The sequence below is a fragment of the Gimesia maris genome (assembly GCF_008298035.1).
Classification (GTDB): Bacteria; Planctomycetota; Planctomycetia; order Planctomycetales; family Planctomycetaceae; genus Gimesia; species Gimesia maris.
Map to the genome: position 1 here is coordinate 2,487,133 of NZ_CP042910.1, position 17,749 is coordinate 2,504,881.

Sequence of the window (17,749 nt, forward strand, 5' to 3'; positions counted from 1 at the left end):
GTGCTGATAACGAACTGGTTAAGTGCTCTTGTAACCCGTATTCGCCATCGTCCCCGCTATAATTCTCGCACCCGCCGCTCAATTCGAAAACGCTGGCAGGCAATCCAGCAAAACAAAATCACGACAGTTGACGTTTTAGAAGCGCGCGAGATGCTAACGTCGCTTTCGATCACAGACGTCGATCTCGTAGAAGATGATTCAGGAACGCAAACGCTCTATTTCTATGCAAATTTATCTGCTGCTGTCGGAGCGAATGTCACGTTTGATGTTTCCACCTCTGACGTCACCGCCAGTGCAGCGGATGGCGACTATGAGGCATTGAGTTCGCAAACTTTCACCATCATTGCAGGTGAGACCAGTGCCGCCATCGCGATCGACGTATACGGCGATACCAAGGTGGAACTGGATGAAACGTTCCAGGTCACATTGTCAGATTTGAATGAGGGAGGGCAGGGAGTGACGTTCGCTGGAAGTGGCGCCACTGAATCAGCGATCGGGACGATCACGAATGATGACAGCTTTGTGAAGATCATTAAGACGGAAGATACGGAAACCCGTATTGTCGGAAACTGGGGAGAATCCGGCAGCAGCCGTTACCATCTGGGTGGCTCCGGACTGAACCGGATCTCCTGGGACTTCAGTGATGTGGGCGCGGGTACGTATCGTCTCTCCGCAAACTGGAGTACCAACAGTAATCGTGCTTCAAACGCGGAGTATCAGATCTCGGGTGTGTCCGATGGAGAAGTGACGACCTATCTGAATCAGAAGACGTTGTCTCAGGATGTGTATGATGCAGGCGTGTACTGGGAAGACCTGGGTTACTTTGAAGTGGAAGCGAACGGTACGATTACGGTGACCCTGTCTGACAATGGCGCGGATGGTTATGTATTTGCAGATGGCATGCGTCTGGAAGCGGTACCTGCCGGTGTGTCTCTGCCGGAAATCAGGGTGACGGAATCCACGAACGATGTGCTCAGTGGGAGCAGTACGGTCGCCTGGGGCGATGTGTTATATGGTCGTAGTGTTGTAAAGACATTTACGATCGAGAACCTGGGTACCGCCGATCTGGATCTGAGTGGTGGCGTGAGTCTGACAGGGGGTAATGGTTTTACGATCGTGTCTCCCCCGGCGAGCAGTCTGCTGGCCGCCGGTGAGTCGACGACGTTTGACGTGGAGTTTCTGTCAACAGCAGAAGTCGGAACGTACAGCGACACGGTGAGTATCAGTACGAATGACAGTGATGAGAGTCCCTTTACGTTTACGGTATCTGCCGATCAAGTTATGTCGGCAGTGCTGGAAGAAACTGATCCGTCCTCAAGTACAATTGGTATGTGGAGTACTACCTCTGGAAACAAATACATCGCGGGAGGAGGTTCGGGCGCGAATACTGTGTCATGGTCTTTTTCTGACCTGGGAGCTGGCACTTATCGGCTCTCTGCTAACTGGCATACCCATACATCGCGCGCTACGAACGCTCAGCATACGATATCCGGCGTGAATGGCGGTGATGTGGTGCGTTATGTAAACCAGAAGACGCTGTCTCAGGATGTGTATGATGCAGGCGTGTACTGGGAAGACCTGGGTTACTTCGAAGTGGATGCGAACGGTACGATCACAGTCACAGTGTCTGATATTGACGCGAATAATTATGTGATGGCGAACATGATGCGTCTGGAAGCTGTACCCGCTGGTGTATCTCTGCCGGAAATCAAGGTGACGGAATCCACGAACGATGTGCTCAGTGGCAGCAGTACGGTCGCCTGGGGCGATGTGTTATATGGTCGCAGTGTTGTAAAGACATTTACAATCGAGAACCTGGGGACCGCCGATCTGGATCTGAGTGGCGGTGTGAGCCTGACGGGAGGTAATGGTTTTACGATCGTGTCTCCCCCGGCGAGCAGTCTGCTGGCTGCGGGTGAATCGACGACGTTTGCAGTGGAGTTTCTGTCTTCCTCTACAGCTGGCGCCTACAGTGACACGGTGAGTATCAGTACGAATGACAGTGATGAGAGTCCCTTTACGTTTACGGTATCTGCCGATCAAGTTATGTCGGCAGTGCTGGAAGAAACAGGTCCGTCCTCAAGTACAATTGGTATGTGGAGTACTACCTCTGGAAACAAATACATCGCGGGAGGAGGTTCGGGCGCGAATACCGTGTCATGGTCGTTTTCTGACCTGGGAGCTGGCACTTATCGGCTCTCTGCTAACTGGCATACCCATACATCGCGCGCTACGAACGCTCAGCATACGGTTTCCGGTGTGAATGGCGGTGATGTTGTGCGTTATGTAAACCAGAAGACGCTGTCTCAGGATGTGTATGATGCAGGCGTGTACTGGGAAGACCTGGGTTACTTCGAAGTGGATGCGAACGGTACGATCACAGTCACAGTGTCTGATATTGACGCGAATAATTATGTGATGGCGAACATGATGCGTCTGGAAGCGGTACCCGCTGGTGTATCTCTGCCGGAAATCAAGGTGACGGAATCCACGAACGATGTGCTCAGTGGCAGCAGTACGGTCGCCTGGGGCGATGTGTTATATGGTCGCAGTGTTGTAAAGACATTTACAATCGAGAACCTGGGGACCGCCGATCTGGATCTGAGTGGTGGTGTGAGCCTGACGGGCGGGAACGGTTTTACGATCATGTCTCCCCCGGCGAGCAGTCTGCTGGCTGCGGGTGAATCGACGACGTTTGCAGTGGAGTTTCTGTCTTCCTCTACAGCTGGCGCCTACAGTGACACGGTGAGTATCAGTACGAATGACAGTGATGAGAGTCCCTTTACGTTTACGGTATCTGCCGATCAAGTTATGTCGGCAGTGCTGGAAGAAACAGGTCCGTCCTCAAGTACAATTGGTATGTGGAGTACTACCTCTGGAAACAAATACATCGCGGGAGGAGGTTCGGGCGCGAATACCGTGTCATGGTCGTTTTCTGACCTGGGAGCTGGCACGTACCGACTCTCTTCTAACTGGAGTACCAGCAGTAATCGTGCTTCAAATGCTCAGCATACGATATCCGGCGTGACTGGTGGTGATGTTGTGCGTTATGTAAACCAGAAGACGCTGTCTCAGGATGTGTATGATGCAGGCGTGTACTGGGAAGACCTGGGTTACTTCGAAGTGGATGCGAACGGTACGATCACAGTCACAGTGTCTGATATTGACGCGAATAATTATGTGATGGCGAACATGATGCGTCTGGAAGCGGTACCCGCTGGTGTATCTCTGCCGGAAATCAAGGTGACGGAATCTACGAACGATGTGCTCAGCGGCAGCAGTACGGTCGCCTGGGGCGATGTGTTATATGGTCGCAGTGTTGTAAAGACATTTACAATCGAGAACCTGGGTACCGCCGATCTGGATCTGAGTGGCGGCGTGAGTCTGACAGGGGGTAATGGTTTTACGATCGTGTCTCCTCCGGCGAGCAGTCTGCTGGCTGCCGGGGAATCGACGACATTTGCAGTGGAGTTTTCATCCACACAGGGGACAGGAGATTATGAAGCTTTAATTGTCATCAATAATAATGATAGCGATGAGCATGCTTTTAGAATTTCTCTTTCCGCCAGTCTGGTTTTGCAGGAGATCATCGATAATGCTGATGCTAAATTCAATCTTTCGGGAACCTGGCTGGATAGTACCAGTGGTTTGAATGCAGATGGTAAGTATGTTTCTGGGGGAACAGGTTCGAATACTTCATCCTGGACATTCCAGAATTTACACGCAGGTACATATCGTCTCTCTGGTACCTGGACCGTCGATGTTTCACATGCTACAAATTCGCAATTTACCGTCTCAGGGGTGACCGGCGGCGATGTGGTTCAATATCTTGATCAACAAGGTTTGACTCAGGATGTGTATGATGCAGGCGTGTACTGGCAAGATTTGGGCGATTTCGAGGTAGACGCGAACGGAACAATTACGGTTACGTTGTCCGATGATGGAGCGAATGGTTATGTGTTCGCGGATGCAATGCGACTGGAAGCAATTCCTGCAGGAGTGACGTCATCCGAAATCAAAGTGTCACAATCTTCGACAGAATTGAACAGTGGCAACAGCACGGTTGCCTGGGGTGATGCATTATATGGTCGTTCGCATGTGAGGACATTCACGATAACGAATCTGGGTACGGGTAACCTGGATCTGAGCGGCGGTGTGAGCGTGACGGGTGGTAACGGCTTTACGATCTCCTCTCAGCCTGCCGTGAGCGTGCTGTCTGCGGGTGAATCAACGACATTTGACGTGGAGTTTCTGTCAACAGCAGAAGTCGGGACGTACAGCGACACTGTGAGTGTCAGTACGAATGACAGTGATGAGAGTCCCTTCACGTTTACGGTATCAGCCGATCTGACTCTGTCTACGATCGTGGACAATGGGGATCCGGGTTTTGAGATAACGGGTAACTGGAATAGTGCAGGAGAGGGCTATGGTAATGACAGCTACTATCGTTCCGGTGGCTTGGAGGGAGAGAACAATGCTATCTGGGAATTTTCCGGTCTGGCAGCGGGTACTTACCGTCTCTCCTCGACCTGGAACACTTATTATAACCGTACGAGCAGCGCGGCGTTTACGATGTCGGGAGTTAACGGTGGTGATGTAACGACGTATCTTGACCAGCGGACTCTGATTGTCGATGTGACCGATGCAGGTCGCAACTGGGAAGACCTGGGTTACTTCGAAGTGGATGCGAACGGGACAATCACTGTGACCCTGTCCGGAAATGATACGGATGGGACTGTGTTTGTGGATGCGATCCGCCTGGAGGCAGTGCCCGCAGGGGCAACGGCAGCGGAAATCAAATTGACGGATCCTGCGAAACCAACGACCGGTATCGCGGTTAACAGCACAATCGCCTGGGGTGATGCATTATATGGTCGTTCGCATGTGAGGACATTTACGATAACGAATCTGGGTACGGGTAACCTGGATCTGAGCGGCGGTGTGAGCGTGACGGGTGGTAACGGCTTTACGATCTCCTCTCAGCCTGCCGTGAGCGTGCTGGCCGCCGGTGAATCAACGACATTTGACGTGGAGTTTCTGTCAACAGCAGAAGTCGGGACGTACAGCGACACTGTGAGTATCAGTACGAATGACAGTGATGAGAGCCCCTTCACGTTTACGGTATCAGCCGATCTGACTCTGTCTACGATTGTGGACAATGGGGATCCGGGTTTTGAGATAACGGGTAACTGGAATAGTGCAGGAGAGGGCTATGGTAATGACAGCTACTATCGTTCCGGTGGCTTGGAGGGAGAGAGTAATGCCATCTGGGAATTTTCCGGTCTGGCAGCGGGTACTTACCGTCTCTCCTCGACCTGGAACACTTATTATAACCGTACGAGCAGCGCGGCGTTTACGATGTCGGGAGTTAACGGTGGTGATGTAACGACGTATCTTGACCAGCGGACTCTGATTGTCGATGTGACCGATGCAGGTCGCAACTGGGAAGACCTGGGTTACTTCGAAGTGGATGCGAACGGGACAATCACTGTGACCCTGTCCGGAAATGATACGGATGGGACTGTGTTTGTGGATGCGATCCGCCTGGAGGCAGTGCCCGCAGGGGCAACGGCAGCGGAAATCAAATTGACGGATCCTGCGAAACCAACGACCGGTATCGCGGTTAACAGCACAATCGCCTGGGGTGATGCATTATATGGTCGTTCGCATGTGAGGACATTTACGATAACGAATCTGGGTACGGGTAACCTGGATCTGAGCGGCGGTGTGAGCGTGACGGGTGGTAACGGCTTTACGATCTCCTCTCAGCCTGCCGTGAGCGTGCTGGCCGCCGGTGAATCAACGACATTTGACGTGGAGTTTCTGTCAACAGCAGAAGTCGGGACGTACAGCGACACTGTGAGTATCAGTACGAATGACAGTGATGAGAGCCCCTTCACGTTTACGGTATCAGCCGATCTGACTCTGTCTACGATTGTGGACAATGGGGATCCGGGTTTTGAGATAACGGGTAACTGGAATAGTGCAGGAGAGGGCTATGGTAATGACAGCTACTATCGTTCCGGTGGCTTGGAGGGAGAGAGTAATGCCATCTGGGAATTTTCCGGTCTGGCAGCGGGTACTTACCGTCTCTCCTCGACCTGGAACACTTATTATAACCGTACGAGCAGCGCGGCGTTTACGATGTCGGGAGTTAACGGTGGTGATGTAACGACGTATCTTGACCAGCGGACTCTGATTGTCGATGTGACCGATGCAGGTCGCAACTGGGAAGACCTGGGTTACTTCGAAGTGGATGCGAACGGGACAATCACTGTGACCCTGTCCGGAAATGATACGGATGGGACTGTGTTTGTGGATGCGATCCGCCTGGAGGCAGTGCCCGCAGGGGCAACGGCAGCGGAAATCAAATTGACGGATCCTGCGAAACCAACGACCGGTATCGCGGTTAACAGCACAATCGCCTGGGGTGATGCATTATATGGTCGTTCGCATGTGAGGACATTTACGATAACGAATCTGGGTACGGGTAACCTGGATCTGAGCGGCGGTGTGAGCGTGACGGGTGGTAACGGCTTTACGATCTCCTCTCAGCCTGCCGTGAGCGTGCTGGCCGCCGGTGAATCAACGACATTTGACGTGGAGTTTCTGTCAACAGCAGAAGTCGGGACGTACAGCGACACTGTGAGTATCAGTACGAATGACAGTGATGAGAGCCCCTTCACGTTTACGGTATCAGCCGATCTGACTCTGTCTACGATTGTGGACAATGGGGATCCGGGTTTTGAGATAACGGGTAACTGGAATAGTGCAGGAGAGGGCTATGGTAATGACAGCTACTATCGTTCCGGTGGCTTGGAGGGAGAGAGTAATGCCATCTGGGAATTTTCCGGTCTGGCAGCGGGTACTTACCGTCTCTCCTCGACCTGGAACACTTATTATAACCGTACGAGCAGCGCGGCGTTTACGATGTCGGGAGTTAACGGTGGTGATGTAACGACGTATCTTGACCAGCGGACTCTGATTGTCGATGTGACCGATGCAGGTCGCAACTGGGAAGACCTGGGTTACTTCGAAGTGGATGCGAACGGGACAATCACTGTGACCCTGTCCGGAAATGATACGGATGGGACTGTGTTTGTGGATGCGATCCGCCTGGAGGCAGTGCCCGTAGTAAATGTTGATCCCACTTTGGATGACATCACTGATCCAGCTGCCATTGACAGCGATGCTGGTCAGCAGGTGATTAATCTTTCTGGCATTACTGCGGGTGGGAGCGAGTCACAGACTCTCACAGTGACGGCATCCAGCGATAACCCGTCATTGATACCAGACCCCATAGTCAATTATATCTCTCCTGATTCGACTGCGACTTTAACTTTTACTCCTCAGAGTAACCTGGATGATACGGCTGTGATTACAGTGACGGTGACTGATGAGGAAGGGGGTACGATATCCAAAACGTTTATAGTAACAGTGAACGCAGTGAATACCGCTCCTGTCGCCAGTGATGAGTTAATTACTGCAACGGAAGATGGCTCGACTGTAATGACTGGCGTTCTGGCTTTGGATGTAGATAGTGATGATGATGAAAATTCATTGAGTTATACAATTGTGACTCAACCTGCAGAAGGTTCAGTCATCTCGAATGGGGATGGGACTTTTACATTTGATCCGGAGTCTGATTTTCAGAACCTGGCTACGGGAGAAACACGTCAGGTAACCTTTACCTTTACGGCGACTGATTCACATGCGGCGACCAGTAACATAGGCTCTGTAACAGTTACCGTGACTGGAGTCAATGATACACCGACAGTGAGTGCCTCCGTGAGTTCTGGTGGGACGGATGCTGACGGTGCTTACAGTCTGAATCTATTGGCAGGTGCCAGCGATGTGGATGTCAGTGATGTGCTTAACGTGAGTGGTCTGACGCTGGTGAGTGGTGATGCGAGCGGCATTTCCGTGAACGGGAATGCTCTGGAGATCGACCCGTATGCCTACTCCGCGTTGAACGTGGGGCAAAGCGAAGTGATCAGTTACAGCTATAACGTGATCGACGGCAATGGTGGTACGGTCTCTCAGACGGCGACGATTACGATTAGTGGGGTCAATAACGCTCCGGTCGCTGTGGCGGATGCATTTACCACATCAGAAGGGGTTACGCTGACCAGCGATAATGTGCTGTCTGCTAACCCGACGACCGCGGACAGTGACGCGGAAGGTCAGACACTGACGGTGAGTGCGGTTGCAGGTGGCACCGTGGGTGCTCAGTTTACACTTGCTTCAGGCGCGTTATTGACTCTGAATTCTGATGGTACATTCAGCTATGACCCGAATGGTCAGTTTGAGTATCTTTCGCTGGGTGAGGCAGCGACGGACAGTTTTACCTATACGATATCCGATACTGAAACGGCTACGGATACAGCGACGGTGACTGTCACAATCACGGGAGTGAATGCGGCTCCGACAGTGAGTGCCTCCGTGAGTTCTGGTGTCACGGATGCTGATGGTGCTTACAGTCTGAATCTATTGACAGGTGCCAGCGATGTGGATGTCAGTGATGTGCTCAACGTGAGTGGTCTGACGCTGGTGAGTGGTGATGCGAGCGGCATTACCGTGAACGGGAATGCTCTGGAGATCGACCCGTATGCCTACTCCGCGTTGAACATGGGGCAAAGCGAAGTGATCAGTTACAGCTATAACGTGATCGACGGCAATGGTGGTACGGTCTCTCAGACGGCGACGATTACGATTAGTGGGGTCAATAACGCTCCGGTCGCTGTGGCGGATGCATTTACTACATCAGAAGGGGTTACGCTGACCAGCGATAATGTGCTGTCTGCTAATCCGACGACCGCGGACAGTGACGCGGAAGGTCAGACACTGACGGTGAGTGCGGTTGCAGGTGGCACCGTGGGTGCTCAGTTTACACTTGCTTCAGGTGCGCTATTGACTCTGAATTCTGATGGTACATTCAGCTACGACCCGAATGGTCAGTTTGAGTATCTTTCGCTGGGTGAGGCAGCGACGGACAGTTTTACCTATACGATATCCGATACTGAAACGGCTACGGATACAGCGACGGTGACTGTCACAATCACGGGAGTGAATGCGGCTCCGACATTGGGGGCGGCAATCGGTTCAACAGTAAACGAAAATGATATCGCTTTTAATCTGAATCTATTAGCAGGTGCCAGCGATGTGGATGTCAATGATGTGCTCAACGTGAGTGGTCTGACGCTGATCAGTGGTGATGCTGCCGGTATCACGGTAAACGGTAATACGCTGGATGTCGATCCTGATGCTTACGCTGGCCTGTATACCGGCGAAACCGAAGTGGTCAGTTACAGCTACATTGTGACTGACAGCAATGGTGGCACAGTATCTCAAACCGCGACCATAACGATTGCAGGAGTGGATGACGTGCCGACGGTAAGTGCGGCATTGAGTTCCACGGTCACTGAAAATGATGGTACTTACAGTCTGGATCTGTTAGCGGGTGCCGAAGATACTGATGCAAATGATACTCTTAACGTGAGTAGTCTGACACTGTTGAGTGGTAATGCTGCAGGAATAACTGTTAACGGTAACACTCTGGATATCGATCCTGGTGTCTATAACAGCCTGGCTGAAGGCGAAAGTGAAGTCGTCAGTTACAGCTATAGTGTAACAGATGCTAATGGAAATACCGTAGTACAGACGGCGACGATTTCGATTGCCGGTGTGAATGATACACCAACAGTCGGGGCAGCATTGAGCTCGACAGTTACTGAGGAAGCGGGGGCTTACAGTCTGAATCTGTTATCGGATGCCGTGGATGCTGATACGAATGATTCTCTCAATGTCAGTGGTTTGACTCTGGTAAGTGGTGATGCTGCCGGTATTACAGTGAATGGTAATACGCTCGAAATCGATCCTGGTGCTTACACCAGTCTGGCTGAAGAGGAAAGTGAAGTCATCAGTTACAGCTACAATGTGATTGACGGCAATGGTGGTACTGTGGCACAGACCGCGACCATTACGATTACCGGGCTGAATAATACGCCCACAGTGAGTGCAGAGTTGAGCTCATCGGTCACCGAAGATGATGGTGTCTTCAGTCTGGATCTGTTATCAGGCGCCAGCGATATTGACCTCAGCGATAGTCTCAATATTAGTGGTTTGGTTCTCGTCAGCGGCGATGCTACCGGTGTTACGGTGAATGGAAATATGCTGGATATCAATCCGATAATCTATACCAGTCTGAATACAGGTGAATCAGCAGTGATCAGTTACAGTTATGACATTGTGGATGGTAACGGTGGAACGGTCGCTCAGACGGCAACGATTACAATTACTGGCATGAATGATAACCCGACAGTAAGTGCTGCCTTATCTTCAACAGTAACTGAAGATGATGGTTCTTTCAGTCTGGATCTGTTAGCGGGCGCCAGTGATGCCGATGCGAATGCGACGCTTAACGTCAGTGGTCTGACGCTGGTTAGTGGTGATGCTGCCGGTATTACTGTGAATGGAAATACGCTGGAGATTGATCCCAACGCTTACAACAACCTGGTTCAGGGAGCAACAGAAGTCGTTACCTACAGTTACAATATTATTGATGGGGACGGCGGATCCACAGCGCAAGCTGCGACCATCACAATCACGGGAGTTCAGGACCCGGGAATCCATGTGATTGATGAAACGGGGGAATTGACGAACGGTTCTGCGAATCTCAATTTCGGCCGAATCTATTTTAATGAATCGGCAACACGCACAATTACCATCAGCAATTCCGGAATTGATCCGTTAGATCTGAGTGGAGGGATCAGTATTCTGGGTGGGAATGGATTCACACTGGTTTCGCAACCAGCTGTCAGCAGTCTGGATCCAGGGGAATCGACTACGTTTGAAATTCAGTTTGATGCGGGGGCAACCCAGGGTACCTTCGCAGATACAGTAACCATTTTAAGTAACGACCCGAATCAAGGTACGTTTACTTTTGATATTTCAGCGACAGTGATTTATGTGAATATTATTGATAATGGAGATGCTGGTTACAGCACGACGGGCACTTGGGGGTATATCACAGCGACATGGGATTATGGAGGTGACCGAAACTATATTATTCATACTTCATCTCCCGGTACAGGAGCGAATACAGCAACGTGGAGTTTCAGTGGACTGGCTGCAGGGTATTACCGACTTTCCGGGAACTTGCCAACCGGTTCTCTTTACACTCCTCATGCGGAGTATACCATTTCTGGTGTGGTAGGAGGCGACGATTTTCTTGTTATAGATCAATCAGATACCGAGATTAATGGTTATTACGAAGACTATCATTGGGGAGAGACCAACCTTTATGGCGGTCATTATTTTCAGGATTTCGGCTATTATAAAGTAGAAGAGGGGGGCACACTTTCAGTCACCCTGACTGATAATAATGTTCAAGGAAATGTGATCGCACATGCTGGATATGTTTTAGCAGACGCAATGCGGCTGGAAGCACTGGTCGATGTGCCTGCCACGATTGAAGTCTTCGAAGGTTCCCAGGTTATTGTTGATGATACAGTCAGTAAGGATATGGATGCGGTTTTCTTTGGGGAATCAACTACCAAAACCTTTACCATTTTGAATTCAGGAGCCAGTACACTGGACTTGAGCAATGGAGTGACGCTGACTGGAACCAGTGGATTCAGCATCGCGTCACAACCGGCGGTGACCTCTCTGGCGGCTGGTGAATCCACCACTTTTGTGGTGCAGTTTGACGCTGATTTCGAATTTGATTTTGAGGTAGGAAGTCCCTGGGCAGAATTCACGGAGACTGTAACAATCCCCAACAGTATCCAGCCGGAAGAGCCCTTTACTTTTGATATCACTGCCACTATTTCGTCTGAAAAAATCATTGATGATGGCGATCCCGGTTTCAGTACAACGGGAACCTGGACTTATGGAACGAACTCTGATTATTTTGAGGATGATATACTCTCTGTGTCCAGTGGTGGGACAGGACTCAATACGGCGACCTGGGAATTTACAGACCTGAATGAAGGAACCTACCGCGTTTCAGGAACCTGGTTCACGTACTGGAACCGTGCGTCCAATGCAAAATATACGATTTCAGGCATAGTGGGGGGCGATGTAGAAGTAACGGTTGACCAGCATTGGATTGTTAATTTTATAAAAGACGAAGGAACGCAGTGGCAAGACTTTGGGTACTTTGAGGTGGAGTCTGGTGGAACATTAAGTATCACACTGACTGACGAGGATGCTAATGGTGTGATTGGTGCAGATGCATTTCGAATCGGACGCGTGCCTGCCGTTATTCCAGAGATCGGAGTCTATGATAGTGATACGGAACTTGAGAATGGAGCGAGTACGGTCGACTTTGGAACTGTTCATCTGGGAGAAACAGTTACCAGGACGATTACGATTAATAATACCGGGACGAATACACTCGATTTGAGTAACGGGATCAGCGTTGCAGGCGGCTCCGGGTTTGTTATTACTTCACAACCGGTCAGCGCTCTGTTTGCGGGTCAATCTACCACGTTTGAAATCGCGTTCACAGCAGGTACTGAAGCAGATGACCTGAGTGATACTGTGACGATTTTGAGTAATGATTACTTTGAAGAACTCTTCACATTTGATCTGACTGCAACTGCGAATTATCTGAAAATTATTGACAACGAAGATGCCGGATACAGTACTACTGGCAGCTGGCTGGAAAGTACACATGCTTCGAACTATCTGGGAAGTTCTGATTATCTGAATGGTGGCGGAACCGGTCTGAATACGGCAACCTGGCAGTTTGATAATCCAGTTGCAGGGACTTATCGGATCTCCAGTAACTGGTTCACTTATGGTGACCGGGCTACAAATATAGAGATTACGATAGATGGTGTTTCCGGGGGACCTGTCACTCAGTATATCAACCAGAGAACCCTGACTGCCAATCTCGCGGAAAATGGAGTTAACTGGGAAGATTTCGGTTATTTTGATGTAGATGGCAGTGGGCCGATTACCGTTACAATATCGGATAACCTGGCGAATGGGAAAGTTATCGCGGATGCGGTTCGAGTAGAACTGATCAATACGACACCGACACTGGATACAATTTCGGATCCGACAGCGATTGACGAAGATGCGGGTGAACAGACTGTCAACCTGACGGGAATCTCCGCGGGGGGCGGTGAATTACAGACGTTGACTGTAACAGCGGTCAGTAGTAATCCGTCGCTGATCGCAGATCCGACTGTTGTCTACACCTCGGGGCAAAGCACAGGTACATTGACCTATACCCCGCTTGAGAACCAGAGTGGAACTGCGGTGGTTACTGTGACCGTTACTGACGAAGACGGCGGCCAGACCGTGCAGACCTTTACGGTGAGTGTAAACGGGGTCAATGATGATCCGACCCTGGATGTGATTTCCGATCCGGCAGTCATTGCTATCAACGCAACCGGGCAGACTGTCAATCTAAGTGGAATTACAGCCGGTGGTGGAGAGACGCAGGCTTTGACCGTCACAGCGAGCAGCAGTAACACGTCAGTGATTCCTGATCCTGTAGTGAATTATACTTCGGCAGATTCGACCGGAACCCTGACCTATTCTCCGGTGACCGACGCCTATGGTTCTGCAGTGATCACAGTTACGGTGAGTGATGGGCAGGGTGGAGAAACGACTAAAACCTTTACTGTAGTGGTCAATGGTGTGAATGTAGATCTGCAACTCGATCCGATCTCCGATCCGACAGTGATTGACGAAGATGCCGGAGAGCAGACGGTTTCACTGACCGGAATCACTGCCGGTGCAGGAAAACAAGTGGTGAGTCTGATTGCGATCAGCGATAACCCGAGTCTGATCAGTGACCCGAGCGTAACGTATACTCCAGGCGACGCAACTGGATCTCTGAGCTATACTCCGACTGGTAATGCGAGCGGATCGGCTCAGATTACGGTGATCATTACTGATGAAGATGGCGTAACGTATTCGGACATATTTACGGTAGGCGTGAATGCTGTTAATGATTTACCAACACTCGATGCAATTACTGATCCGACGGCGATCAACGGAGATGCCAGCGAACAGATGGTTAACCTGACGGGAATTTCCGCGGGTGGCGGCGAGTCACAAACATTGACAGTGACAGCAGTGAGCAGCAATCCATCTCTGATTGCTGATCCAACGGTATCTTACACCTCGGGTGAGAGTACAGGAACTCTGGTATATGCACCACTGGCAAATCAGTCAGGCACAGCTGTGATCACAGTTACGGTGACTGATGAAGCAGGCGGGCAGACAGTGCAGAATTTCAGCATCAGTGTGGTTGCAGTACCAACAATTGTCATTTCCGACGCCAGCGTCTCTGAAGACGGTAGCTTTATGGAGTTTCTGGTGACGCTGGATCAGTCTGCTGGCGGTCCTGTTTCGGTTGACTTTGCGACATCAGACGGGACTGCGACAGTCGCAGGCAACGATTATATCGCAGAGACAGGCACACTTGATTTTGCAGGAAATGCCGGCGAAACGAAGTCCATCGTTGTCACAATCAATGATGACTACCATGATGTGACAGATGAAGAATTTTATGTCAATTTGAGTAATGTGCAAACGTCCGGGGCATACGTCATCCTGGCAGATGCGCAAGGCAAAGGTACGATCGTGGATGACGATCGTGTCGTCATGATTCTGGACAATGGTGATTTGTTCGATCAGACTACTTTTACCGGTTTTCGTCTTGAGAACAATGGAATTCTGAATGCCAGTGCCGTCGGAAATCAGATTGGATATGGACCGTCATTACTTAATTACGGATATCAGAATGATCTGGATATCGTCCATGTCGGGACAGGTTTAACTGCTTATTGGGAATTCTCGGGACTTGATGCCGGGGAATATCGAATTTCGGTTACCTGGCCTGATAATGCTCCAATCAGTGGTTTAGAAATTCCGACAACTGCTACGTATTATGTCCTGGATGATTATATTCAAGTGGATGCTCCTGTGGTGCTCAATCAGCGTGAAACTCCTTCTTCCTTTTACGATGATGGTGCGCTCTGGGAAGATTTAGGAATCTATTCCCTCTCCAGCGGCTCACTCACTGTAATGTTACCTCCTACAATCAATTCCCGGAATCTCGTCGATGCGGTCCGAATTGAACGCATCAGTTCGGGCGCCGACATTGATGTTAGAGATATCACAGATGAAGTTGTAGGAGAAACGCCGTATACACTGGTGGTCGATGAAAATCAGGCTGGCGTTGATTTTGGCACTACCGAATTGCTTACAGAAGTTACACGCAGTTTCCAGATTGCTAATCAGGGAACTGATCCACTCAATATCAGTAATATCACCATTTCTCCTGAATTTTCGACGGATCTGGTTACCCAGACAGTGGCTGCAGGTGAGACGATAGAATTCACTGTTACGATGAATGCGGCCACGTTTGGGGACCGGGACGGCTTGCTGACTTTCGATACGAATGACAGTAATGAAACAAATTATGAAATCCGATTACATGGCAATGTGTCTAATGTTGTTGTTATTGACAATGGTGATTCCGACTTTTCGGTAACCGAAGGTTTTGTGGTTTTTGATACTAATTATTGGCAGGGTAGTGCCGGTTTTGGAGGTGATATCAGCGCTGCAATCCCTAACCAGCCAGGTAATACGCCGCAACCTGGCGCTGAAACTGCGACCTGGACCTTTTCAGGACTGACTGATGGTGACTATCGAGTATCGACAACCTGGTCCACAGGTTATACCAGAGTCGATGATGCGCCTTTTACATTGGATGGGGGAGCAGACACGTTTTCCATTGATGTTAACCAGCAGATCGCTCCCGCTGGATTTACTGACCTGGGGAAGAACTGGTTAGATTTGAATTCCCTGTTTACTGTTACGGGAGGAGTTCTCACTGTTACACTGACCAATGATGCCAACAGTTACTGGAGAGACAATTGGGGTCCGGGTTACGGGGTGATTGCAGATGCGATTCGGATTGAATACCTGCCTGAAACCGAACTGGAAATCTCGGTAGTCAACGCCGATGGTTCGGAAGAAGTTCTGCAGGATGATGCCGGCATCGTAGATTTTGGTGCTACTCTGCCCGATGTTCCAGTTGTCAAAGATTTTGTAATCAGAAATCTTTCGACGCAAGCCGTTGATCTTGCAGGCCTGATCAATCTGCCTCCTCAGTTTACGATCGTGCCTGGTTCTGAAATTGGTTTGTCTGGTGGTTCCACAGTGCTGGCAGGCGGGGATTCCGTAACCTTTTCTGTGCAGTTCAACCCGGAGGGAAGTCTGGGAGAGTTTACAGGTCAACTCTTTGTAACGTCAGGGGATCCTGATAACAGCCCTTATAACATTACACTCAAAGCTGAGTCCGGTCCGTTAACTGTGAACTACGATGACCCGGAATTCATAGAACGGGGCAGATGGTTGCATGACTCCGTTCATGATCTACCTTATCTGTATTCAAGTACGCAGAGTCAGGGAATCGGGGATGGCACTAAAACGGTTACCTGGGAGTTTGATGTGACTCCCGGAACGTATCAGATTGCTGCTAACTGGGTAGGGAATCCCAATATTGCGCCTTACAACAGCGGTGTTGCTCCCGACGCTCATTATACAGTTTATGATGATACGACCCCATTAACTGACTTCCATTTGGATCAGGTCAATGGAGCCCGTGGCGCCAATGACTTCTATGATGATCTGCAAGGCTGGGACTTTCTCGGTACACCTGTTGAAATTACCGGGAATAAATTGCGTGTTGTCCTTGCCGATGATGGACATGGTTTGAGTCTGGCTGACTCTCTGCGAATCTATCAGGTTGATGCAGACTTTGAATACCGCAAACGTCCTGTTATTGCCGGCAGCACTTCGGTAAATGAAGGGTCTGCTTATACTCTGGATTTACCTGTTGTCGATGCTGACGGGGCTGCTTTTACCGAATGGACCATCCACTGGGGAGATGGAGACGTAGAAACAATTTCAGGAGCCCCGGCTTCCGTGTCACATGTTTTCTCAGACGGTGATCAGACTGTGATGATTTCTGCCACTGGTACTTCTGCCAATGGAGCTATCGCAGCAACACCCAGGTTAGTGACTGTGCAAAATGTAGCACCAGCATTGACGATCAGTGGAAATGACTATTTTGTCGAAGGTTTCAGTTACACGCTCAATTTGTCAGAATCAGATCCGGGCGATGACACCATCGTAGAATGGACCATTGATTGGGGTGATGGCAGTGTGGAAACCATCGTTGGTAATCCGACATCGGCGGTTCACGTCTTCAACAATATGGCGGCGAGTCATACTGTTTCCGCAACAGCGACTGATGAAGACGGTACTTATAATTCCAACTCGATCGTCATCACTGCACTCAACGAAGATCCCGTGCTGACGATTTCAGGTTCAGCGACAACCAATGAGGGAAGTCTGTATTCATTGGACCTGTCGGCCGTCGATACTGACACCGGAACCATTTCCAACTGGTCGATCAATTGGGGTGATGGAATTGTGGAAACCATCTTCGGAAATCCCACAACGGTCACTCACCTCTATACTGATGGTGCAGCCAGCCGAACGATTTCTGCTACCGCCACTGATGAATATGGAACTTATGACGCGAATTCGATTGTCGTAAATGTATTAAATGTGGCACCGACTCTGATTATCAGCGGGTCCGCGACCGTAGATGAAGGGGCGACTTACACACTCTCGCTTTCCGAATCTGATCCTGGAATCGATACAATCACACAGTGGTCCGTCGACTGGGGTGATGGCAATGTGGAAACGATCA

General features: G+C 50.2%; 1 protein-coding gene (cut by a window edge). It reads left to right on the plus strand.

Features of this window, described 5'->3' with window-relative positions:
• On the plus strand, positions 1 to 17,749 hold the 5' portion of the coding sequence (locus GmarT_RS09365) for a golvesin C-terminal-like domain-containing protein (RefSeq protein WP_149302566.1). 20,096 nt of this gene lie beyond the right edge of the window; the window shows 17,749 of its 37,845 coding nt (coding positions 1-17,749); it begins with the start codon at positions 1 to 3; the stop codon falls past the right edge of the window.